This window comes from Salinimicrobium soli (assembly GCF_048323655.1).
GTDB lineage: Bacteria > Bacteroidota > Bacteroidia > Flavobacteriales > Flavobacteriaceae > Salinimicrobium > Salinimicrobium soli.
In genome coordinates, this window is record NZ_JBLUWW010000006.1 from 108,991 (window position 1) to 133,188 (window position 24,198).

24 protein-coding genes and 1 tRNA gene are annotated in these 24,198 nt (G+C 40.2%); 1 reads left to right on the forward strand and 24 read right to left on the reverse strand.

The features are described 5' to 3' along the window. Positions 1 to 101: 101 nt before the first annotated feature. The 8 genes from ACNORC_RS14150 to ACNORC_RS14185 form a co-directional block, all read right to left on the reverse strand. Entirely contained in the window at positions 102 to 902 is an 801-nt protein-coding gene (locus tag ACNORC_RS14150) for a hypothetical protein (protein WP_418336318.1), read from the reverse strand. Between the two features lie 124 nt (positions 903 to 1,026). Further along, positions 1,027 to 1,641: a rhodanese-like domain-containing protein gene (locus tag ACNORC_RS14155; RefSeq protein WP_418336319.1), complete on the reverse strand. Its 615-nt coding sequence runs from the start codon at positions 1,639 to 1,641 to the stop codon at positions 1,027 to 1,029. Positions 1,642 to 1,666: 25 nt separating this feature from the next. Then, the gene (locus tag ACNORC_RS14160; RefSeq protein ID WP_418336320.1) at positions 1,667 to 2,329 is read right to left on the reverse strand and encodes a rhodanese-like domain-containing protein; all 663 of its coding nucleotides are present in this window, start codon (positions 2,327 to 2,329) and stop codon (positions 1,667 to 1,669) included. Positions 2,330 to 2,344: 15 nt separating this feature from the next. Continuing rightward, on the reverse strand, positions 2,345 to 2,935 hold the full coding sequence (locus tag ACNORC_RS14165) for a YeeE/YedE thiosulfate transporter family protein (protein ID WP_418336321.1): 591 nt from the start codon (positions 2,933 to 2,935) through the stop codon (positions 2,345 to 2,347). Between the two features lie 19 nt (positions 2,936 to 2,954). Beyond that, positions 2,955 to 3,485, reverse strand: coding sequence for a YeeE/YedE thiosulfate transporter family protein (locus ACNORC_RS14170; protein ID WP_418336322.1), 531 nt, complete (start codon positions 3,483 to 3,485; stop codon positions 2,955 to 2,957). A 9-nt stretch (positions 3,486 to 3,494) separates the two neighbouring features. Then, entirely contained in the window at positions 3,495 to 4,454 is a 960-nt protein-coding gene (nrfD, locus tag ACNORC_RS14175; RefSeq protein WP_418336323.1) for an NrfD/PsrC family molybdoenzyme membrane anchor subunit, read from the reverse strand. A gap of 12 nt (positions 4,455 to 4,466) precedes the next feature. Beyond that, positions 4,467 to 5,000, reverse strand: a complete 534-nt coding sequence (locus ACNORC_RS14180) for a 4Fe-4S dicluster domain-containing protein (RefSeq protein WP_418336324.1) — start codon at positions 4,998 to 5,000, stop codon at positions 4,467 to 4,469. Beyond that, positions 4,997 to 7,240: a molybdopterin-containing oxidoreductase family protein gene (locus tag ACNORC_RS14185; protein WP_418336325.1), complete on the reverse strand. Its 2,244-nt coding sequence runs from the start codon at positions 7,238 to 7,240 to the stop codon at positions 4,997 to 4,999. Before ACNORC_RS14185 ends, ACNORC_RS14180 begins: the two co-directional genes overlap by 4 nt. A 185-nt stretch (positions 7,241 to 7,425) precedes the next feature. On the opposite strand from ACNORC_RS14185, the gene ACNORC_RS14190 reads away from it, so the two are divergent. Then, a complete protein-coding gene (locus ACNORC_RS14190) occupies positions 7,426 to 9,312 on the forward strand; it encodes a hypothetical protein (RefSeq protein WP_418336326.1) in 1,887 nt (628 codons plus the stop codon). Here ACNORC_RS14190 and moaA read toward each other — a convergent pair whose 3' ends face one another. The 16 genes from moaA to ACNORC_RS14270 form a co-directional block, all read right to left on the reverse strand. Then, the gene (gene moaA / locus ACNORC_RS14195) at positions 9,313 to 10,323 is read right to left on the reverse strand and encodes a GTP 3',8-cyclase MoaA (protein WP_418336327.1); all 1,011 of its coding nucleotides are present in this window, start codon (positions 10,321 to 10,323) and stop codon (positions 9,313 to 9,315) included. Between the two features lie 64 nt (positions 10,324 to 10,387). Further along, entirely contained in the window at positions 10,388 to 11,299 is a 912-nt protein-coding gene (gene moaCB / locus ACNORC_RS14200; protein WP_418336328.1) for a bifunctional molybdenum cofactor biosynthesis protein MoaC/MoaB, read from the reverse strand. Between the two features lie 3 nt (positions 11,300 to 11,302). Then, entirely contained in the window at positions 11,303 to 11,746 is a 444-nt protein-coding gene (locus tag ACNORC_RS14205) for a molybdenum cofactor biosynthesis protein MoaE (protein ID WP_418336329.1), read from the reverse strand. Continuing rightward, positions 11,736 to 12,833, reverse strand: coding sequence for a molybdopterin-synthase adenylyltransferase MoeB (gene moeB / locus ACNORC_RS14210; protein ID WP_418336330.1), 1,098 nt, complete (start codon positions 12,831 to 12,833; stop codon positions 11,736 to 11,738). Before moeB ends, ACNORC_RS14205 begins: the two co-directional genes overlap by 11 nt. 4 nt (positions 12,834 to 12,837) lie before the next feature. Next, positions 12,838 to 13,074 (reverse strand): MoaD/ThiS family protein, encoded by a 237-nt coding sequence (locus ACNORC_RS14215; protein ID WP_418336331.1) that lies wholly within the window; start codon positions 13,072 to 13,074, stop codon positions 12,838 to 12,840. Continuing rightward, positions 13,055 to 13,642: a molybdenum cofactor guanylyltransferase gene (gene mobA, locus ACNORC_RS14220; protein ID WP_418336332.1), complete on the reverse strand. Its 588-nt coding sequence runs from the start codon at positions 13,640 to 13,642 to the stop codon at positions 13,055 to 13,057. Before mobA ends, ACNORC_RS14215 begins: the two co-directional genes overlap by 20 nt. A gap of 3 nt (positions 13,643 to 13,645) precedes the next feature. Continuing rightward, positions 13,646 to 14,374: a sulfite exporter TauE/SafE family protein gene (locus ACNORC_RS14225; protein WP_418336333.1), complete on the reverse strand. Its 729-nt coding sequence runs from the start codon at positions 14,372 to 14,374 to the stop codon at positions 13,646 to 13,648. Positions 14,375 to 14,385: 11 nt separating this feature from the next. Further along, positions 14,386 to 14,724 (reverse strand): winged helix-turn-helix domain-containing protein, encoded by a 339-nt coding sequence (locus tag ACNORC_RS14230; RefSeq protein ID WP_418336334.1) that lies wholly within the window; start codon positions 14,722 to 14,724, stop codon positions 14,386 to 14,388. A 10-nt stretch (positions 14,725 to 14,734) separates the two neighbouring features. Next, a complete protein-coding gene (locus tag ACNORC_RS14235) occupies positions 14,735 to 15,910 on the reverse strand; it encodes a molybdopterin molybdotransferase MoeA (RefSeq protein WP_418336335.1) in 1,176 nt (391 codons plus the stop codon). A gap of 120 nt (positions 15,911 to 16,030) precedes the next feature. Then, positions 16,031 to 16,687, reverse strand: a complete 657-nt coding sequence (locus ACNORC_RS14240; RefSeq protein ID WP_418336336.1) for a Crp/Fnr family transcriptional regulator — start codon at positions 16,685 to 16,687, stop codon at positions 16,031 to 16,033. Positions 16,688 to 16,781: 94 nt separating this feature from the next. Beyond that, positions 16,782 to 17,816, reverse strand: a complete 1,035-nt coding sequence (locus ACNORC_RS14245; protein ID WP_418336337.1) for a porin — start codon at positions 17,814 to 17,816, stop codon at positions 16,782 to 16,784. A gap of 40 nt (positions 17,817 to 17,856) precedes the next feature. After that, entirely contained in the window at positions 17,857 to 18,861 is a 1,005-nt protein-coding gene (locus ACNORC_RS14250; RefSeq protein ID WP_418336338.1) for a rhodanese-like domain-containing protein, read from the reverse strand. A gap of 29 nt (positions 18,862 to 18,890) precedes the next feature. Then, entirely contained in the window at positions 18,891 to 19,874 is a 984-nt protein-coding gene (locus tag ACNORC_RS14255; protein ID WP_418336339.1) for a rhodanese-like domain-containing protein, read from the reverse strand. Between the two features lie 997 nt (positions 19,875 to 20,871). Next, positions 20,872 to 20,945: transfer RNA gene (locus tag ACNORC_RS14260), tRNA-Arg, on the reverse strand. A 143-nt stretch (positions 20,946 to 21,088) separates the two neighbouring features. Beyond that, positions 21,089 to 22,951, reverse strand: a complete 1,863-nt coding sequence (locus ACNORC_RS14265; protein WP_418336340.1) for a T9SS type B sorting domain-containing protein — start codon at positions 22,949 to 22,951, stop codon at positions 21,089 to 21,091. Positions 22,952 to 23,048: 97 nt separating this feature from the next. Beyond that, positions 23,049 to 24,041: a PorP/SprF family type IX secretion system membrane protein gene (locus ACNORC_RS14270; RefSeq protein ID WP_503473629.1), complete on the reverse strand. Its 993-nt coding sequence runs from the start codon at positions 24,039 to 24,041 to the stop codon at positions 23,049 to 23,051. Between the last annotated feature and the right edge of the window lie 157 nt (positions 24,042 to 24,198).

The window sequence follows — 24,198 nt, forward strand, 5'->3', positions numbered from 1 at the left end:
CGGAAAATAAAAAAGTCCGCAGCTTTCGCTGCAGACCTATTGCCGGAAATGAACCAGGAACTTGCCTTTTTCAAGCATTAGAAAATATCTCCCATAAATTTTTACTCAAAATAATTATAAAATTCCCGGAGCTTACTTTTTAGTGTATTCATCTGCTTTTCTGCCTCCACTTTATCTTTTGCAGAGATCAACGCATGCATATCCGTTTCCAGACTTCCGAAGAAGTTATGCAATTGATCGAACAGTTCACCCGTGTAAGAGTCGTCCAGAAGTATCATCTTCACTTCATCAAAAATTTCTTTCCCTAATTGATTGTATTCAGAAATAGTACCGGATTCAAAATTGTTCAGTTTCAGCGTAACGGCATTAATCCGGTCAAGTGAATTAGTGTTCAGGTCCCATTTTTTGCCATTGTTCAACTCCAGATTTTGGCGCATATTCTGCATCCTCATTTGTGAAGTCACACCAAAATCGTGCTCATAAATAGCTTCAGCTATTAAGCGTAATTCTGTTTCCTCATATATAAGTTTTGGCATGAGATTGAATTTTTTCACTGCTCCGGGCATCAAAGTTTTTTCCTCTGAAGGGTTTTGTATAAAAGATACCATTGCATTTATAAATTCATCTTTTTTGGAATAAGAAGGTTCATAATGCTCCCGCACATTTACCATAGGAGGGGCGATCATCTGACCTCTCAAGGAAGGATCTGGTTTTTCAATATGGCAGATATAACACTTTTGTTGCATGAGCTCATAGCCTCTGGAAATAGTAGCTACATCTCTTTCAGCTGTCCCGGTAGTTGGAAGATTATCTTCAATGACGTTTGCTTCCTTTTCTTTTTGAGCTGTATTGCAACTCACCAGGGCGGAGAATAAAATTAATATGAACAGGCTTGCTCTCATTGGTTCTCTTCCTTATACTTTCTTTATAGATGTTTAATTATTAAAAAGATGAACTGTCTTTGATGGAATTCAGGACTGCTCCTGCCAGCTTGTGGTTGAGGTTTTTGCAGTTCAATGAAATACCCTAACAGCCTCCTTCTACCGGTCTTTTCTTTTTCTTTTTAACAGGAATAATCTTCCTGGGTACAGGAACTATTTCTTTTTCCACCACTCTTTGTTTCGAGTTCTTAATAGATTCGTCTATAAAGGCTCTTATATCTGCATTTGATCTTTCAACATCGGGGGAGTTGGTAATCAATTGGTTTTGCAAAAACCTGTTTTCGGCATTAACTAACTTGAGATTATCATATCCTAACTGGTACAAAAGAAGGAAAGGAAGGTTTGCTTCCTCAATGTCTTTTCCATAGAGGGCGGCAACTTTTTTTGATTCTTTCCAGTCTGTAAACAGGGTCTTGTTCTCTTCCTTTAAAACCTCTGGTGCGGGAATATTGATCGCATTCTCCAAATGTCCTTTTTCAAATTCATAAGGAGTCCGGATATCCACCAACACGATTTCCGGCTGTTTGATCTCATTAATGGATATAATATAGTTTGTGGATGTCAGGTTTTTTAAAGCATTTTCCGCATTTGTAGCATAAAGGTTCTCAGGACGTTCGTAGGTTAGAACTCCTATAACAATTGCCAGGATGAAAAAGGTTGATCCAACAGATATCCTTTTAACTTTCTCTAATTCTTTCATGGTAAGTACCTTTTAAAATTTAAAATCAGCAACCTCCTTCTACCGGTTTTTTCTTTTTCTTCTTAACTGTAATGATCTTCTTCGGAACAGGTTTTTCAATAATTGGCTCTTCAGCAACCACTTGTTCAGGATAAACAACTCCGAAGTACATACTCGCTGCTTTTCTCCTGGAATACAGTTCAAAATCTTCAGCAGCCATATCTTCATTGGGAACAGAAGGGTTAATTATGGTTGTAAACCACTTGTTCATGCCTCCTTCTAAAACCCGAAGGTTCTTGTACCCCAGGCGTTTACTTAACATCCATGCCTGATCTGCATATAAATTGTCATTAGAATAAAAGATGACGTCATATTGAGATTGATTCAAATAAGCTTCATGCTCTTCATTCAATAAATTTTCAAGAGGAATATGAATGGCATTGGGAAGTGCATACGTTTTAAAGTCCTCAATATTTCTCACATCAACCAGAATAAATGACGGATCCTGACCAATGATCTTTTGTGCCACCAGATCTGTTGAAATATATCTCTCTGGGCTAATGACATTGTTTAGCAGAAGCTCCGCCGTAATTCCTTCCTGTTTTGGAACCTTTGGCAATAGAACCAATCCTCCGGCAAGTATTAAGAGGACCATTGCCAGGAACATATATCTATACGATAAAATTTTTGCCACTTTTCTCTTATTCATCCTGATGTTCTTTAATTAGTAAAATACTTTTCTGACTCTTTTTCTCACCCTGTCAGCAAATGCAAATGCAAGAATAGCTGTAATGGAAAAAATGAGTATTACCCAGTATGGGTTCCAGCCGAAGGAATCCATTAGTGTTATATTTCCGAGGAAATACCCGTCATAGATAGGTTCGATGTAGGTGAACAATTCAGAAAATATAAATACACCTATTAATATACCCAGCACGTAAACCCATGCGTCGAGCTTCCCTATAGCTACCGCGCACAGGCTGGTGCCGGGGCAAAATCCTCCCGCAACAAACCCTACACCCATAATGGCGCCTCCAATGATCGCCCCCCATAAAAAGGTGGGATGAACATACAATTGGCCAATATCTAAATAGCCGAGATAGTCCATATAATAAATCCCGATCACAGAAACTAAAGCTGCGGTAAAGAACACTTTTAAAACTGCGAAGTCATAGCCATAGAATACCCCGGCCAGTTTCCGGGAGGAAGAAAATCCTGAAGATTCTAAAACAAACCCAAAACATATACCAATGAAAATGGCAATAATACTATCCCATTCAATGGGGATTAAACCGTTAGGAATTATAGGTCCCATACATCATTCTCTTTAATAATTAAATCCAATTTTTTCTGAAGAAATAAGCCGTGGCATATGCCGAACCAAAAATGGCCAGCATGGTCACAAAGCCTCCTACTGAAAGAACCGCCATACCACTTAAGGCAGCACCACTGGTACATCCGCGCGCGATCTGAGCTCCCAGCCCAAAGAGTAAGCCGCCGCCCAGGGCAAAAGCCAGTCTTCTCTTCCTTGTTATTTTTGGGGAATGCTGCACCCGCCAACTAATTCTACCTGCTAAGCCGCCCGAAATAAAGGCTCCAATGAGAATACCCAATGTCTCGAAAACAAGCCAGGTATTTAAAGGAGTTTCATCATCGCTTAAGAACATGGCATAGTAGGCATTACCTTCGGCATGTGTTGGAGCTACCTCGTCTACTAAAGCAACGACACTACTTTTCATGGCCCCACTTGCCCCCAAACCTCTACCTGTTAAATAAAAGGTGAAAATGATTATGAGGCCCAGTAGAAATCCTCCGAAGTAGGGATTCCAATACACATGCCTGTTTATTTTTTTATCTGTCTTCATAATTAATTTTTAATAGAGATATCGTGTTAATTGACCTGCTTCTATCATTACAAACCTGAAGACAAGTCCGCCAATGATCACCAGTATCGCAGGTACCACTACAGGTACTCTGAAACCTATAAGTTCGATCAACTCCAGGGTAGCCGGCACCAGTAAGCCGAGTAACACTACAAATCCGAAAAACATTACTGTGAATTCTCCTCCTACCAAAAGGTTCATAGCTTCAAGCTGCACCTGGGAACCTGCATAATACCCCATGATCATATGGGCGATCAAAGCAAGTTCGATAATAATCAACCCCAAATCTATCTTTCCAAAAAGGTGCTTTTCTTTGACACTTTTGGAAAGTATAATGATTGCAGCAGCTCCTGTTGAAAGTCCGGAGGTTAGGAACAAAGGTCCAAGAATAGCATTATTCCAGAGAGGCCGGGCGTTAAAGGCAGATAATAAAATTCCTGTATATACTCCCAGGATCAATGATAAAGGGATCAAAGCATAAGCTATGTACATTCTGTTTTTGACAACCCATTTTTCAAGCTTGTTCAAGAATTTGAACCGGCTAAATAATCTTATTTTCAATTCTACTTTCGAATAAGCTTCTCTATAATAGCTGAATGCCCATAGAAATGATAATGGCGTTACGATCATTAAGACCCAGGCACCCCAGGACATGGGAGATTCAATTCTAAAGGTGGTATACAATTGCCAGGTGTAAAGTGGGTGAGTGAGGTCATAAACTAAAGCCAACAACCCTAAAGACAAAGCTACCGGAGGTATAATAGAGGCCATTTTAACCGCCCCGGGATACTCTTTATCCTTTCCCAGAACATAAAATAGAGCTGCAAAAAATAAAATCCCTGCTGCTAATCCACCTAAAAATAAGTAGAGAGCAATCGGCCAATGCCACACTTCCAGGGAAGGGTCAATATTTGGAATATTTCGTCCACTGGTAAATAATTCTTCGTGCATAATATTACTTCTTTAGATTAAGTAAAATACATGGGGGTTAGTTCCTGCTTCAGGCGCTAAGGTTTTGTATTTCCTGTTCTTTAATAGTTGTGAAACTTCGCTATTTGGGTTGTCCAGATCTCCAAAGTACATACACTTGGTAGGGCAGACAGATACACAGGCAGGAAGTTGTCCTTTTTCCAATCTGTGATGACAGAAGGTACACTTGTCTACATAACCATCTGGATGTTGATAGCGTGCATCGTATGGGCAGGACTCTATACAGGCGCCGCAACCAATGCATTCATCAGCAGTTACCAGAACTACTCCTCCTTCAGCTATGTGACTTGCCCCGGTTGGACAGCATCTTACGCAGGGTGCTGTGTCACAGTGATTACATCTTTCTGACCTTAGTTCTAACTCAAGGTTGGGATATGATCCGCTTACAACTTCTGTTATCCAATCTCTGCAATACCCATGAGGAACATTATTTTCTGTTTGACAAGCCACTACACAATCACTACATCCAACACATTTTAAAGTGTCTATTACCATTGCGTATCTCATATCTCTAAATTTTTATGGGGATTTTCGGTTAAAATTGAAACAAAATTGCCTCTGAGACCAGTTCCTCCCATTAGTGGATCTATAACTGTTTGAGAAATTAATTCGGTATCACTTACCCCTTTACCATAGGCTCTGGATAATTTCTTGTTATTGTGGCCAAACCCATGATACATATAAACCGAATCCCATCTTATCCTTTCGGTGATCCTGACTTTGATAGGGAATGAGGAAACTATACCGTCCTGATTTTTTAACCAGACTTCCTGATATTTTTTCAATCCGAGTATTCTCGCCACTTTAGGATTTACCCAAAGTGTGTTTTCATCTTTAAGGTCACTGAGGTTGGGATTATTGATGGTCCTGCTAAACGTGTGCATTGGAGACCTCCCATAATTAAGTCTGTAGTAACCTTGAGGCGGTTGGGGATGAGGTGTATAAACAGGCATTGGATCAAAGCCTTTATCTGCCAGCTGTTGTGAATAGAATTCAACCTTTCCACTCGGTGTCCAGAATTGGTAATCCTGCCCATCTTTAAGAAATAAGGGTCCTGAAGTTCTCTCAAAATTCTTGACTCCTATTTTTTTCATTTCTTCCAGAGAGGTCCCCAATTTGTTGAGCTGCCATTCAATTACTTCTTCAAAATCATTATAATCGAAATACTCACTCAATCCAATACGTTCTCCTATTTGCTTACTAATCCACCAGGCGGGCTTGGAATTATATTTGGGTTTTACTGCAGGAATCCTGACTGCAATAGACGGATTGCGGTTTGTAGCAGACCGTATTCCATCATAACGTTCCAAATAGGTACACTCCGGAAGAACCACATCTGCATATCCCGTGATTTCCATTGGCATGGTATCCACCACAACCAGGAATTCGAGGGCGTTGATAGCCTTAATGGTTTTTTCTTGCTGAGGCAGGGATTGTGTCAAATTAGTTCCTGCAACCATCCAGGCTTTTATTGGATGTTCATTATGATCGTTTTCTATGGTCGCTTTTATCACTTCTGTAGTGATTCCCATCTGAGCAAACGGATATTTTTCTCCGATCTCTTCCCAGCCCCATTTAGGTTTCGGATATTCGGGATGAGGATACGTAGGTACTTTGAGACTTTCTTTGAAGTAGAAGCCGCCTCTGTTTCCCCAGGATCCCAGCAGTCCGTTTAGAATTGCCATAGCCCGCGCTCTTTGGGAATCATCACCATACCAGGTCACGTGCCTTCCGGGGTGAATAATTGTAGACGGTGCAGCAGCTGCCATTACACGGGCAGTCTTTCTAATTACATCTGGTTCTATGGTTGTAATTCCATAGGCCCACTCCGGGGTATAAGTTCTTACATGTGCTTTTAACTGGTCAAATCCAAGACCGTATTTCTCAACATATTTCTTGTTGTATAAACCTTCTTCGATCAACACATGCATCCATGACAATAGTAGTGCGATGTCAGTTCCCGGTTTGATCGCAAGCCAGTGGTTTGATTTGCTGGCCGCAGTAGAGAGCCGTGGGTCCACCGTTATAATGGTAGCTCCATTATCAATGGCATCAGACATTTCCTGAACCGGCGAATTATGCATATTCTCGCCGAGATGGGAGCCGATAAGTACCAGGCATTTGGTGTCTCTTATGTCTGCCGGTTCCGGAGATCCAACCCATGACCCGAAGGTCAATCCAAACCCTGTCTCCCTGGGGCCTCTACATTGCGCATAAGCAGGTTCTGCAATAGTGTCTGACCCATAAGCTTTAAATAGATGTTCAAAGTGGCTTCCGGGAGATCCATGTTTCAGTAATGCGAAGGATTCGGGACCATACTTCTCTTTAATTCCTTTAAATTTTGAAGCGATAAGATCAAGGGCTTCTTCCCAACTTGCTTCCCTAAAGGTTTCTTCACCTCCAATAGTTGTTCTTATCAATGGGGTTTTAAGTCTGTCTTCATCATTATACATCCCAACGCCACCGGTTCCTCTGGGGCAAAGTCTTCCGTTGCAGTGGGTGTCATCTTCATTACCTGTGATTTTAGTGACCTTACCTTCTTCATCAGTATAAACCCATCCGGCACATTTCCAAAAGCATACTTCACAGTAAGTGGCGGATCTTGTGAATTTTTTAGCAATATTTTTCTTAACAGCTGCATCTAAAAGCGGGTTCATACCCATCAGATTTAGTGCACTTGCTGAGGTTGCCAAACCTCCTATTCCCAAGGCAGAGATTTTTATGAATTTTCTTCTTGAAGTAGCCATAACTCTCAATTATTTATGCAAGGGTAAACCTATTTCTAAATGTGAGGTCCTAGCATGATAAAAATCATATTGTCAGTATTTTATATGTGACAATTGTCACATATAAAATGTTAAAGTCAGTATATAAAAAGTATTAATTAATTAACATTTTAAAATGTCGTAATTTTGAAGTACAGTTGTTTTTGATGAAAAAAAGAACCTCCCAAATTGCTCTTTTTTCAGTACTTATTTTACTGATAGCTATCCTTTTATATGTTCGAAACAACAATCCTTTTCACTCCTATACAGATCCTGAAAATTCTTATAAGGAAATTAGAGTGGGGGAGACTGAATCATGTCTTCAATGTCATCAAAACACCACCGGTTATTCGGATTATCATAACCCGGAACTTATTGGCTGTTCCAGTTGTCATTTAGGAAACACAACCTCTCTAAACAAAACCGTGGCTCATGAAGGAATGATCCTGATACCCGGAAATCTTTCTGATGCAAGAGAGACCTGTGGGAAATGCCATTTTGAAGAATTAAGAAAGGTCAATAATTCTCTGATGACCACCAATAGCGGACTCGTTGCAGTGGATAAATATGTTTTTGGTGAAGCTGACAGCCCTAACTATCATTATCATATAAAAGACATAGAATATTCTGCGGCAGATAAACATATAAGAGATCTATGTGCTAATTGTCATCTGGGTGCAGAAAAACCCGGACTCGGAGAAATAAACCAATTGAGTAGAGGAGGTGGTTGTATCGCCTGCCATCTTAATTATTCTGATGAAGCAAAGTCAGACCTGGAAAAATACCTGGCCTCTGGTAAAAAAGAATTACCCAGGTTCCACCCTTCAACAGATATATTTGTAAATGACACCCATTGTTTTGGTTGCCATAGTCGTTCCAGTAGGATATCTACCAATTATATAGGTTTACAGGAGACATTATTAGATGAAAAAGAGATCCACGGCAAAAATGGTTACTCGGTTCTGGAGGATAAAAGGGTTTATAAAAACCTGGAGGCAGATGTACATCATACAAAAGGTCTTTTATGTATAGATTGTCACTCCTCCCATGAGGTGATGGGTACCGGCGAAAAACATTTACATCAGGAAGATGCAGTTTCTTTAAATTGCAGTGACTGCCACTTCAAAGAAAAGCCCAAAACAATTTCCTATGGTTCATTAGACAGGGAAAGTCTTTTAACGTACATGCACCGCAATTTTGAACATGCAGATAAGGAAATTATTGCAGTTAAGAAAGATGGGCATCCACTAGTAAATACTTTTGTGGACTCTAATGGGAATGCCTTTTTAATAGGTAAGAAGGACGGAGTATTACATCCATTAAAACCTCAACCCGAGGTATGCTCAAGAACTGCTCATCAAAATGTGAGCTGCAGTGCCTGTCATTCTTCCTGGACTTCACGTTGTATTGGCTGTCACAATCAATTCGATCGGGATAAACCGGGAGCTTTTGATCTACTGGATAAAAAATATGTTACCGGTCAATGGGAAGAATATGTCGCTGAATTTTCATCATCACAGCCTGCTTTGGGAGTAAGAGAACATGAAGGTAACAATGTTATTGAACCGGCAATTCCCGGAATGATCATGACTATCGACAAAGGAAGTTATGCCGGTAAGCCCGGGGAAGATATTTCATTTCACAGGCTTTATGCACCAAATTCACCTCATACCACCACAAAGGAGGTTAGGGACTGTAGATCCTGTCACGCTAACCCTGCAACCCTTGGCTACGGAATGGGTTCTCTGGTTTATAATGTAAAGAACAACAAAGGCTCCTGGGAATTTACTCCTCAATATGCATTGAATACCTATGACAATTTACCTGAAGATGCCTGGATCCCTTTTTTAAAGAAAGTCGACAAGGGTGTGGTAAATTCTACCCGAACTAACTTCAGGCCTTTTAATGTGAAGGAACAAAAGCGAATGTTACTGGTTGGAGCCTGCCTGCAATGTCATAAAGATGATTCTAAAGTTATGAGACAGACTCTGGAACTTGGATTACAACCTGTTCTAAAAAAGGTAACAGACGAATGTATTTTACCTGGAAAGTAATTACCCTCCAATAGTGCTCATACTTCTGTTTTGACTGTGCAGCGCAGGTTGTTGTAGTTTGGCTAAATTATCCATTCCACCTCTCACTTTTACCTTATTCAGTACAGCTTTCCCGATCACCGGTTCAATGGGCTTTCCTTGCCTGAGCGAGCCCAACAGATTGGATTCGGATGATGAAAATAAACAGTTTTTTAATTTCCCATCGGCTGTTAACCTCAATCGGTTGCAGGAGTCGCAAAAAGGATTGGTGACCGAACTAATTACAGCAAAACTTCCTGCATAACCCTTTATCCTGTAATTTTTGGCAGTATCATTTGATGCATCCTGTAAACGTTCTACACTACCTTCCTCAAAAGAAGAAACTACAGTTTCCATGATTTCTTTATACGAGACCATTTTGCTCATGTCCCAATTATTTCCGTCAAAAGGCATAAACTCGATGAAGCGGACCGAAACGGGTAGATTCCTGGTGAGATGAATGAACTCAAGGAGCTCCTCATCATTCACCCCCCGGATCAACACCACATTTATTTTCACATTAAAACCTTCTTTTTCTAAACGTAACAGGTTGTTAAAAACTGTGTCAAAATGATCTCTAAGGGTGATCTTCCGGTACTTTTCCTTATTTAAGGTATCAAGGCTTAAATTAATGTTTTTGACTCCATTCGTTTTCAACACCTCAATAAATTTGTGGATAATCACTGCATTGGTGGTGATAGACAATTCTACCGGCAAGGAAGCCAGTTTTTCTAAAATAACAGGGAAATCTTTTCTAATTAAGGGTTCGCCACCTGTAAGCCTTATCTTTGTCACGCCATTTTTCACGAATATCTTTGCTATTTCATAGATCTCCTCATAGGTCATTAAATCCACTTTTGGGGTTAAGGGCACCCCTTCTGCAGGCATACAATAGAAACAACGCAAATTACAGCGTTCAACTAAAGAAATGCGTAAATAGTTGTGATCCCTACCGTAGGAATCCTGTAATATGTTATTATTATTTCTATCCATTGTAATTTTTTTACAATTGTCCGGTGGTTAGGTTGGAATGTGTTTTTACAATTCCGGCAGTGGCTTAATCATGTCTTGCCCCTTTTAATATTCTGAAAATATGTAGCACCGAAGGGAAAATAGCGTCCATAGATTCTTTAGCTCCGTTCGTGGAGCCCGGCAATCCCAGGACAAGAGTGTTCTTCATAGTACCCGCAATACTTCTGGATAGCATCGAAAAAGGAGTCCTGTCCTGGCCGTAGTTGCGAATAGCCTCTTCAATTCCGGGTATACGTCTGTCTAATAAGGGTTCAAGAGCTTCAGGGGTAACATCGCGTTTTGATAATCCGGTTCCTCCTGTATAGATAATCAAATCCAACCCTTGTTGTTGAAATGCCTTCGCTTTTTCCTGAATAATATCTCTTTCATCAGGAATGATAATGTATTCGGCGATCTTAACGTCACAGGTTTCTAACTTTTCAATAATCGCTTTTCCTGCCCTGTCTTCTTTTTGTCCGGCTGCGATAGTGTCAGAACAAACGATCACTGCGGCTGTAAGGTCTTTCTTGAAGCGGTCTCTAAAATCTGATTTTCCTCCCTTTTTATCCAGCAGTTTAATCTGAAGGATCTCAATTCCTTTATCTATGGGCTTCAGCATATCATACATATTTAAGGCTACCACACTTGCGCCGTGCATCGCTTCTACCTCCACGCCTGTTTTATAAATGGTCTTCACCGTGAACAAAACGGTTATTTCCAGGTCATTGATCTCGTATTCAACATTGGTGAATTCTATTGGCAGGGGATGGCAATCTGGTAGAAGATCAGGGGTGCGTTTTACTCCTAACAAACCTGCGGCCTTACTCATGGCGAAAACATTGCCTTTGGGAACTGTATCATTCTTAATAGCTGCAATAGTTTCCTGTTTGCTCACTCTTACAATGGCCTGTGCAACCGCAGTTCTTAACGTAGTGCTCTTATTAGTAATATCAACCATTTCTTAAGTATTTACTTTCCATTGATGGGTACTGTCATCAAATATTTCTTTTCCAAAAACAGGTGCTTTGGCTTTAATTTCTTCAACAATAAATTCCAGGGCTTCAAAAACAGTTTTGCGCCTTGGGGAGGAAACAAAAACAAACAGGCAAACCTCTCCCGATTTTACCGTTCCCAGGCTATGATAAATATGCATGCAGGTTAAATCAAATTTTGCAAAAGCTGCTTCCCGTATCTCATGAAATATGGTATTAGCCATCTCCCTATACGCGGAATATTCTATAGCCGTTACCGTCTTACCATTAACAATATCTGCTCTCACCTGGCCCAGGAAAATATTATGAGCTCCAATACTCATTTTGCTTTGATGCTTTGCTATTGATTGCGCAATAAATTCAGCTGAAATTGCGCCCTCTACAAAAACATCTTTATATGCCTTATTCTTCATTTTCTACCTGTTTATGTATGCCTTTTATGATCCTGTTGATCTCTGATGCACCTTCCCTGATACTATAGCAATTGCTGAAATTATGTTCCTGTAACATAGATACAGCTCGCCTACTTCTAATTCCTGACTGACAGAAAACAGCTTTTGTACTGAACTCACTAATCTTGTCAATCTGCTGGTTTAGTTCATTCAAAGGAATTTGTATGGCATCGATAGCTTGAACTTTCGGTTGTTCGTGTAGCTCCCTCACGTCTATAAACTGAATGTTTTCTTGCCCGAGAAGTTTTTTTATGGAGGTTTCGGGTATTTCTGAATTGCAATTAGCGAACGATTCCTGTTGAAGGAAACTATTCTTATACGACCGGATTTTTTCAATTTCGGAATCCTTTCTGCTAACGGTCAAAGTGGTGGATTCCGATGATAATGCATTATACCAAAGAATTTTTCCGGAAAGCACACTACCTGATCCCAGGATGATCTTGAGCACCTCGTTGGCCTGCATTGTTCCAATTATACCCGGCAAAACACCCAGCACGCCGACTTCTGAACAATTTGGGGAGCTGTTTTTTTCCGGATCTTCGGGGAAAGCACATCTGTAGGAAGGTCCATTCTTAAAATTAAATACGGATACCTGTCCCTGGAATTTATAAACGGCACCAAATACCAATGGTTTATTTGTTAATATGCAGGCATCATTGATCAGATATCTTGTTTCGAAATTGTCGCTCGCATCAACAATAATATCGTATTCTTCAAATAACTGAAGAGCATTCTGAAAATCTAATTTTTGAGGATATGCTTTTACGGTAATGGAATGGTTAAGATCTGCAAGCCTCTTTTTTGCGGCAATCGCTTTGTTTTGCCCTAGGGAGGATGAACCAAACAGAACTTGACGTTGGAGATTGGAGATTTCAACAGTATCAAAATCGATAATTCCGATTGTTCCTATTCCGGCAGCAGCTAAATATTGCAGCACCGGGCAGCCCAATCCACCGGCCCCCACTACAAGAACCCTGGCACCGGAAATTTTGTCCTGACCATTCTGGCCAATTTCAGGAAGAATAATATGTCGGTTATATCGGTCCAATTTTTTATCCGCCTGAAAAAGGAGGCAGCAATACAATTTCGTTATCAGTCAGTTTTTCTTCGGAAGACACTATTTTTTTATTCTGAGCTACCTGAAAACTATTATTTTTCAAGCCGGAATATTTCGCATAGAGGTTTTCGAGCAATTCCGAAATTCGTGTTCCTGAAAACTCCAGGAGTTCTTCTTCGCATTTTGTCACTTCGGTAAGCATTCCGAAGTATCTAATTTTTAGCTGCTTCATATTCAAGCAATTTTAATTCTTCCGGTGTATTAATATTTGAGGTGAAAATATCCATGGCTGAGTTCAGAATGACATTTTTCACTTTACATTGATCCAGGGCCACGTGTAAGCGGCGCTCGTTCTTCTGCAAAAGCCCGTAAAACAAATTTTCACAGCGTTTGTGGTACAATGCTATTAAAGGCATTTTTTTTCCGTTGCTCACAATTTGAACAACATCTGTAACAGGATCATAAGCACTGATAAGTTCTTCTAAAATTTCAGTTTTGATCAGTGGGATATCACAGCTCAACACCAGGTTATAATTAGTGTCAGAGTGGAATAACCCGGTATGGATTCCTGCTAAAGGCCCGGCATTTTTAATTAGGTCTTCTACCCGTGGGGTCTCAAAAATGTCATATTCGGGGTTGTTTGATACGAGCAGGGTTCTGGAAACCAGTGGTTGCAATGCAGCAATACTGCGCTGTACGAATTTTTTTCCATCAAAATCTAAGAGGCCTTTATCTGTACCCATCCGGGAACTTTTCCCTCCGGCCAGCACAATACCTGTTATTTCGTTTCTGTTGATCATTTTTTAAGTAGAAAACAGTTTTACACTTGCGAGGGCAAGCACCACGACCAAAATGTATCGCAACCGATAATTGTTTAATTTTTTACTTCCCATATAAGCACCAAAAAATCCGCCCAGAAGTGCTATCCCAACCAGTACAAAGGATTCCATATTGAGATCTATTCCGGAACTCCATTGTCCCACTAATCCTGAAGCTGAATTAACCCATATGAACAAAGCTGAGACCGCAGCCGCTTCCTTCATTTTACCCCAATGCAAGAGAAGAATAACCGGGGTAAGAATAATTCCGCCGCCAATACCAATTAGGCCGGAGAAGAAGCCGATAATTCCGCCAACAATAAGTCCCTGCCAAAGCTTCACTTGTCTGGAAATATTTTTTTCCTTTCCGAAAACGTTCAACATTTTCAAGATTGCGAATACCAGAAGAACGGCTAAAATTTTCTTATAGATAAAAGCATCTATTTCTATAGTGCCTCCTAAAAAGGCGAAGGGAATAGAGGAGATCGCAAATGGGATAAATAAATTCTTATTGAAATAACCTTCTTTATAATAATAGAAAAAGGAAATTCCCGCCACGAATAAATTCAGCAAAAGCGCTGTAGGCTTCATTGTTTCAGGAGCAAATGAAAACAGAGCCATTAAAGCTAAATATCCGCTCGCTCCACCGTGTCCCACACTGGAGTATAGAAAAGATATGACCGGCAATATGAGGAGAAACAGATATATATTCACCACAGTACTTTTTACAGGCTTTTGATCTTTTCAAGTTGTATATCCAGGAAATCCCAGCATTTCAGGTTCATTTCTTCAAAAGCCTTAACTAAAGCTTTCCCATAAGGTGTTAATTTTGTTCCGCCGCCGCCTTTACCACCAATGCTGTTCACCGTGACTGGCTTTTTTGCTGTATTATTAACTGAATCTATGAGGTGCCAGGCTTTTTTATAGGAGATACCGAGAGATTTAGCTGCCTTGGACAAGGACCCGGTTTGGTCTATGGCTTTTAACAACCGAACCTTTCCTTCTCCAAGAAATTCTTTATCATCCAATTCGATCCAGATCCTACTTTTAACTTTACAATTCATAAATTTCATGTTAAACAGGAAGTAAAAAGACTTCAAGGCTATCATTGATTTTGATCTCTTCCCGGTCTCCGTCCATTTTGACCAAAGCATTTGCCAGTGTAAATGTTTGCAGCATAGCTGAACTTTGTCCCTCTAAAACTGTAACCTTTCCTTCTTTGTAAATTGCTTTTAAAAATTGAGGCCGGTCTCCTTTCTTCACAAAATGAGAACTTGAGGTCGCAATTACTTTTTTCAGGAGAGGGTCATATCCGGCCATTTTTTGGACAGAAGGATATACGTACATATAGAAACAAGTTAGTGCGGCTGCAGGATTTCCCGGAAGTCCAAAAATAAGCGTTCTCCCGTTTTTCCCAAAGAAGAGGGGCTTTCCAGGTTTCTGATTGACCTTATAGAAGATTTCTTTTGTCTCCAGTCCTTTTAATGCCTGTCCTACAAAATCATAATCCCCCACAGATACTCCACCTGTGATGAGCACCAAATCATTTTCAGCAATTAGATCTTTTAGTTTATGATAAGTGTCCTCATAACTATCCTTTACAGTATGAAGAGAGATTTTGTCAAAGCCCAAAGAAATTAAGGCGCTTTTCAGCATTTTTGAATTGCTTTCATAAATCTTTCCGTAGGTCAGAGTTTCGCCGGCAGAAATGAGTTCATTACCAGTAGTTACAATTGCGATGGCAGGTTTTTTATATATCGGAATATTTTCAAGCCCCAAAGAGGCTAAATATCCAATTTCAGCAGGTGTTAACTTACTCCCTTTTTTTAAGGCTAATTCTCCTTCCCTGACCTGTTCACCTGCCGGTCGGATATTTTGTTTTTCTCGTGGGAATTTTTCTAAAAAGATATTACCATTTTTAACCTCGACCTCTTCCTGGATAACAACAGCATTTGCAGAAGAGGGGACCGGAGCTCCTGTAAATATCCTAATAGCTTCTCCGGAATTTATTTTGGGCTGGTGACTGTCTCCTGCTTTAACTTCACCAACTAAAGAGTATGACAGATGTTCATGTGCATTAACGGCATAACCGTCCATGGCCGATTGCCTGAAAGGAGGCATATTTATGGGAGAAAAAATGTCTTGGGATAGAATAGCATTAGTACAATTCTCAAGAGGTAGCTTTGTTTCCGAAGAAATTTTTTTACTGTTTTTTAAAACTGCATTTAAGGCCTCTTCAATACTAACCATTGCTATTAGCGTTATGTCATAACAAACATAGCGAAACGCTCAAAGTGCAAACATGACCTTTGTCATGTCTAATAGCGATTGGACAATATATTCAGCTGTTTTTGCTGAGAATTGAACGTTTTATTGATAATATTCCAGAAGTTTGACCTTATTCCTTGTGGAATAAATCTTTTCTTCGTCGTGCAGTTTTTTAATAATCCTGGTAATAACAACTCGCGTAGAATTGAGATCTTCTGCAATTTTTTGATGGGTAATTTCCAGATCGATGTTGTTTGCAATTCTCACTTTATCTGTCAGGTATTTCCAGATCCGGTTTTCTAACTTCAAAAATGCAAGCGAATCAATGGTCTCAACCATTTCCAAAAGTCTGAAATGGTAACTATCAATTATGAAATGTCGCCAGCTTTCGTATTGTATCAGCCACTTATCTACCAGACCCACAGGTATAAAAACGGCTTCAACATCAGATTCTGCAATACCTTTAAAAATACTTTTCTTTTTATTTATACAGTTTGCAAAAGAAATAGCACAGGTATCTCCCGGTTCTAAATAATATATCGAAAGTTCAAATCCGTGTTTGTCTTTTCTTATGATCTTGACAATGCCATCTATGATTAAGGGAATATGTGTTAGCTCTTCACCAATATCTATCATAAGATGTCCATTGTTTATTTTTTTCAGATACCCGACTTCAGTAATATCCTGAATTAAATTTGGTTCAAAAATGTGGGAGTAGTTGTGATATAGCTTTCTTTTTAAAATAACACTATTGTCCATCTTTTGATAATTTACAGTAACACAAATATATAACTAACCCCTCTAAAAACAGAGGGGTTAGAACTATCAACTAATCCAAGCAATAAAAACATTTTTAAAATTTCACCTGCACCTGTGTTAATAAGGCATCATTATTAACACTGGCAACAGTTTCAATGTTGGCTAAATAATTTATTTGAAAACGTACCTTATTGTTTACGAAGTAGTTAAACCCAACAGTCATCCTTTCAGAATATCCCAGGTTATCTTTAATGTTGACATCCGGGTCAAAATATTCATATTTAACCACCGGTTGGAATTTTTCTGTCACATCATATGCTGCAAGTATATAAGCACCCTCTCTCTCTTCTCCTAAAGCTATAGGGGTTGAGCCACAACCACCGGCTGCACCGGCGAAGTAAGCGCCTTCATCATAAATATATTCCCCTTGTAAGAGTAATTTGCCGAATTCAAAAGCAAATTCTCCACCAAAAGATGTTCTATCATCGTCATTATTGTTTGGAATAGGATAACCATATCTAAAGCTTGCGCCTATAGATAGGTTTCTTATCACCTTATAGGTAACCCGTCCAATGATGTCTTTCTTAACATTGTCATCTTTTACTCCTAACCCTCGACCATTCATAAGTGCAACGGCATAATTCAACCTGTTGAATTTATTACCGCCCCAAATTCCTACACCAAAATCACGCTGAGGTGCGACCAATTGGTCGGCTACAATTGATCTTTCGATCGTAGGCAGGCTATGGCAAGGTGTTGTGACATCTAAGCTGAAAGGCTGCTTGAAGGAACCAAGGGAGATTTTAGCCCAATTATCGGCTTCATAAGTAATAAATGCGTCCATTAAATAGGCATCGCCGCTACTTCCAATAAATGGACTGGTCTCCAGCATGAAGTAGTAGGAGAATTTGTTCAACACTTTACCGGAAACCCCAATACGAGCTCTTTTGAATCGGAAAGTGTTGGCCTGTTCTCCATCTGTAAAGAAATAATCATATTGGGGTTGGATATATCCGAAAATGTTTATAGTTGGACCGCTTACGGAATCATTGGCTGAACCCGGTAATTCTGCTTCACAACCCTGAGAAAACATGGTATTCGTACTGAATACTAATGTTAGTGCTAGCAATAAGTATAATTTGTTTTTCATTTTTTAGGGGGTCTATTTTTTAGTTTCCTACAACAGGAAGGCTCTTTGGTTTTGAGTCATGCCCCCACTGATTGCTTTGCCAGGCTGGATTTTCATTATATAGCCCATTCATTCCAAATTTTAAACTTGCTGCATCATAGCCAAGAACGCGCAGAACCGCAGTTATAACAGCCGAAGTTTGACCTGTATAACAATAAGTAATTACTGTCTTAGCCTCAGGGTCAAGTGATTTATAACTATCGCCGGCCAATGTAAGAGGTAAAATCCTATAAGCTGAACTTATGTGGCCAAAGCCAATATAATCAGCTTCACTGAAGTAGTTGTTGATGAAATATCCGCCAGGATTATTTAAAACATCTGCCGGGTTAACACCTTTAAAGCCTTCTGCAACTACTGCTTCAACACGTTCTTTGAGAATATCTTCTCCATCGGTAAGAGTAGTTGAAATAACAGGATCCTTGAAGGTTATATTTGCCGGAGCAGGGGCGTACGTCCAATTGGGGCTGTTTTTTGCAATATTAGCTATGTTGCTGTTCCATGGCCCCGCATTTCCTGAATTCCATCCAGACATTCCCCATTTGAGAGCCTGTGTTTTTGGATATCCATAAAGGCGTAACAAAGCTGTGGCATAACAAGCTGTTTGCCCTGTGTAGCAGACCACCAAAATAGGTTTGGTAGTTGAAGCAGCAACAGTCAGGATGTCTGAGAAGGCAACATTTTGAGCTCCACTAATGTGAGATGCTGCGAAAGCATCACTGCTCCTAATGTCCATGATGTAGTATTTATCCAGAAACGCCCCAAGGTCATTTTCAGCAGGAGCGCCAACTACAAACTTGTCACCATCCTGATTGGTCAGGATATTATTAACATCCAAATTGTTTGCTACCATGTAATCGGCCATAAGGTCAAAAGCCGGGGTTGCAACCACATTCCCGCCTGTAGGATCGTCACCTCTGTCACAGGAGGTAAGGGTTAAAGCAGGTATTAATAGTAATCCGATAATAAAAACTGATAATTTTTTCATGATGTACGTTTTCTAAGGTTTTGGCTGGTTTATTCTATTACAGGAAACATGTTGATTTCCTTTGTACTAAAAGCATCTCTTCCATGCTTTTTTAAAAGATTATTCATAAATCCATTCTCTCCATAAGCAATATTCCCGGCATCATAGCCCAGGACGTTGAGATAGGCTGTCAGGTAAGCAGCTTTTTGACCGGTAGTTGTGTAAATGGCAATTTTCTTGTCCTTTGGCAGAGACAATAAGTCATTATTGAACTGTAAGGAATTTCCATCTTCGTATAAAATTGCTCCAGGTACGTGTCCCTTGGTATAATCATCTGTTTTTCCGTAATAGAGAGTATAATACGCTTGAGGGCTCTCAAAAACATCAACTGGTTTTAAAATGAAATCACTGTATGGTATGGCAAACAATTCTTGTAATCTGGTCTGAAGTATCTCTTCACCTCCTGCTTTTCCGGTATTAATTTCAGGATGAGTAGTAGGATCCGCTTTGGAATTAAGGCTTGTCTCTAATTTGTCTTCAAGGGAAGGTTTGATGTTTTTGAGCCAGGTTTCTGCAAAGTCCTCTCTCCATGTGCTCATTCCCCATTTCATACTATAGACGTTGTCATATCCGGCTATTCTAAGAAGGCCCGAATAATACCCGGCTGATTGGCCGGAGTAGCAAACCAAAACTATCTTCTCATAGTCTGATGGATTTATTTTGGTTTGAAAGTATGTAAGCAGTTCCTCAGCCGGAACATTGACGGCATTTTTAATATGCCCGTATTCAAACCAACTGTCGGTTCTAATATCAATAATATGGAACCCGTCGTTTCTTAAGTTATTTTTAACTTCATCTCCACTGATTATTGGGAAATCGCCTTTTAAAAAGTCTACTTTTCCTTCTAAGAATTCTACTAAGGTGGTAAACTCATCCGGCGGATCTATACCTGCCGGAACATAACTGGTATAGGTATTTGCAAATGATCCTACTGACAAAAAGAATAGCATCAAAAAATACTTTAACTTTTTCATGACACAAATGATTTAAATTGTTGAATTAATAATTTCTTAACACTACAAAATTACATTCGCGCTGACGTCTTATTATGACTTTTATCATGTTTATCTAATACATAATCAGTCAATTGTGTAACAATTGTTACAGATAAATGGCAGTAATTTTTTCCAAAAAACATGTTGGAAACAGATCGTTTAGAACGAAAGGAGATAAAATATTAACTAATAAAAAGGGGATAGTTTATCTTATCTAATCAACCGAAAATTTCAAATTATCCGGGTAACCGGAAAAAATTATGAAACCGGGTTGTAGCCCCTATTTTTTATTTTTTATAGTTCTATTGGGATTTAGCTGAATAAAAAAGTCCGCAGCTTTCGCTGCAGACTTTCTGCTTTTTATGTACTTGGATTTCTTAACCTGGATCTTTAAAAATTCATTAGGATTAGCTTCGCTGTTCCATTGAGTTCCCACCTGATAATAGAAAGTCCGCCCCGCCTTTGCAGGCGTTGCGCTTTTTTATTTCCCTCCAAAGCCCTGAGCAAGCTCAGCTTTTCAGAATTTATTAGGATTAGCTTCGCTGTTCCTTTGAGTTCTCACCTGAAAATAGAAAGTCCGCCCCGCCTTTGCAGGCGTTGCGCTTTTTTATTTTCCTCCAAAGCCCTGAGCAAGCTCAGCTTTTCAGAATTTATTAGGATTAGCTTCGCTGTTCCTTTGAGTTCTCACCTGAAAATAGAAAGTCCGCCCCGCCTTTCAGGCGTTGCGCTTTTTTATTTCCCTCCAAAGCTTTGAGCAAGCTCAGCTTTTCCGGTAATCGTAATTTTTAAACTAAGATTTTTCAGAATTTATAAGGATTAGCTTCGCTGTTCCTTTGAGTTCCCACCTGAAAATAGAAAGTCCGCCCCGCCTTGCAGGCGTTGCGCTTTTTTATTTCCCTCCAAAGCTTTGAGCAAGCTCAGCTTTTCCGGAAAATAAAAAAGTCCGCAGCTTTCGCTGCAGACTTTCTGCTTTAAGTGACCTCGACAGGATTCAAACCTGTAACCTTCTGAGCCGTAATCAGATGCGCTATTCAGTTGCGCCACGAGGCCTTATTTTTTGCCACTTCCGAACGGAACGTTCGGTGGCGGGCCTGCCCGCCGAAGGAAAAGGCCTCAGCCTTTTTCCGTAGGCGGGTGCAAATATAGGTTTTATTATAAAAAACCGAAAAGATTTTTTTGAAATTATTCTTCAATTATCGCAGCAGGCTGAAATGCCCTTTTTTAGGAGCAAATCCTTCTATGGTTATCTCATACCAGTAGTCTTCTGCCGCCATGGGTTTATCAGAAAAAGTGCCGTCCCATCTGAAACCGGCACCATAACCGGACTTTATTAATTTTCCGTAGCGATCAAAGATTCGGATATACGACTTTCCGAAGAAGGAAATTCCGCGGACCTCAAAAAAGTCATTTTGGCCGTCGTTGTTGGGAGTGATATACTGAGGGATCACCAAATGGGCGAATTGCCTGAATACGGTTTCGCAGCCATTTATGTTTCTGACGTATGCCGTATATATCCCGCCTTTCACATTCAGGAATTCATTGCTCAGCTGAAAATTCTGCCCATCCAAAGAATATTCGAAATTACCTTGTGCCTGAAGATCTATGTTCACTGTACGTTCCAGGGACCGTATATCTTTTATTACCGGAAGCTGAACAGCTGAAACTTCAAAATTCTTGGTTGTACTGCAGTTATTGCTATTAGTGATCTCTACATAGTAATTACCGGCGGACGTAATAGTTATTTGCTGAGTTGATTCACCTGTAGACCACGTATAGTTCAAATTCGGTATACCGGCGTCCAGAACTATTGAAGAACCTGAACAAAGGTATGCTGTTTCATCTTCGGCAGAGGGAGCGGGGTTAATTACCAGTTTCACGGCAGTGCGTGGTCCGGGGACACAATTGTAATCTTTTTTGCTGGCTTGAGCGTAATAAGTACCGGCTTGTGCAGGTTGAAAATAGGTTGTGTTTTCTGCCAGCAGGTTACCTCCGGAAGGGGCATTATACCAATCGACCTTCTCATCAGCTTCAACCTTCACTGAAAGTTCAGGAATGGATTCGTTGCTGCAGCTAGTTTTATCCCCATTACTTATGGGCGCCAAAGGTGTCTTCAAAACCTTTACAAGAAATCCATCTGAAGCCGAATTACAAAAGGAACCGCTAAGGTTAGCAGCATCTTCTGCAACTTTTACCCTGTAATAGGCCGAACTGGTAATTCCGGAAACTTGCAGGATGTTTTGAGTCTCCCCCGCAATATCTGTCCAGTTAGCGTCATCTGTGCTCTTTTGCCATTGGTAGAAATGGGTATTATACACAATAGATTCAGATTGGGCATTGAGCGTCACAGCGGCCGGGGTGTCCTCCTCACATATTCCGTAAGGTGAGGGTTGATCATCATAAGTATTGATCTCGGTGAAGTCTCCGCAGGACCTGAAAATAATATCGTCTATAGCGAGATCATTTCCGCAGCCGCCCACACCATTGTTGAACATTTTGAGAATGATAGATCCCTGGCCAGGTTGAGACCTGAAGGTAAGCGCATACTGTTTCCATTGAGGAGTGTTGGTTGAGCCTATATCTCCCGTGTCTCCCTCACCCAGAAGGACCGTATCGGTTTCATCCCAGATTTGGAATTTGACGTTAATAGGAAAACCGCCATCAGGACAGTAATTAGTGGCGCGGTTGTAGACATTCATTAAAAATGCTGAAAACTCATAAGTAGTACTTTCACATAAATTAGTGACTTTAAATTGATAAAATTTGCCAGCGGAAAAAGAAGCATTAACAATTAAAGCCTGCCCGTTTGATTTTGTTGTCTGGGGAAAAGAGGTATGCCAGTTTCCGTTGTGGATCCCAAGTTGACTTGAAATAGTGTAATCTCCGTCATCTGGATTTCGACTTACAAAATTATAGGTTGTCACATTGGATTGCAGGGAGGTGATGCCGGTAAAATCCTCATGGAAAATAGGGTCTCCTTTGCTTCCGCTGCAAAATCCCAATTGGGCATTTGCTGAAGAAGTAGCTATGAGTAGCATTAAAAGGAAGAAGATCCGCATGGCTTCAAAAGTAGTTAAACGGCTTTAATTCAACTTGATTTACCGCTAGTTAAAGACGGAAAAATCGAGAAAAACTGATAAATCTCAGGAATGAGGGTTATTTTCGTCGCTGGTTGACTCCGGGGCAATAGCACTCATAGCGTCCTCTGTTCTCCCCGAAATTATAGCCCAGTGTCAATTGATGAAATCCGGTGTTACTGAGAACCACCGAATTGAACTGATGACTGTAGGTGTAGGCAAAAAGAAAATTTTTGTATTCCAGACCGGCAAAAGGGGTGAGATACTGTAAATACTGGGTTTTGATTTCGTCGCCATCAGCTGTGTATTCAGATCCGTTAAAACTCCTGCGGTAGGAAATTCCGCCAAAAAGAGCGCCGTTTTCCATATCCCGATATACTTTAAAGTTGACATCAACAGTTTTCTCCCCGGCAGATTCCTTCCACTGAAACATAACTGAAGGTTCGTAGCTCCAAAGTCTTTTATAGGTTTCGATGACATAGCCTGTGGAAAAAAGATATTTTCGCAGGTTCTCCGGGATGGCATCTGAGTAAAAAAGGTCCCGCTTTACGGAAAGAAGGTTCGTTGCAGTGAGATGGGCAAAAAAGTTGAAGTAATAGTAGGAGAAACCCACGTCCATGTTCGCGTAAATATCGGAAGCTCTTCCGCTTCCCAGAAGAGGATCTGATCCCGAAAAGTCCCTTTGATCCAGGCTGTGCTGGATAATACCGGCACTTATTCCGAAGGAAAGCTGGTTGAGATCCAGTTCGCTTCGGGAAAATAATAAGTGATAGGAAAGGGTGCCAAAAATTCCCCTTTTTGAATAGTTTCCGTTCTGGTCATTAAATACTATTCCTCCCATGCCGAATTTTTCCCTGATCCGCCCATGTACACTCAATGTTTGAAGACTGGGAGCATTCTCGACATCAAACCATTGCTGCCTTGCCGTCAATCTCAGCTTGTTCAGGTTGGAAGCCCCGGCCATGGATGGATGCAACAAATACAGGTTATCGGTAAGATAATCGGAATAAGTGGGAATCACTTCCTGTCCGTAGAAAGAATTTCCCGTTAGGAAAAACGTACTGATAACCAATAGCTTGATATTTAAGTATCGGAATGCTTTGGTTAAAAGATTCTGTAAGAACATTTAAAGTGGGGAACTAAAAAATTGGTTGTAAAGATACAGGAAAAAGGTGGGCAGTAATATGAGAATAAACAGGTTTTGAAAAAAGCAATTTGATGACATTTAT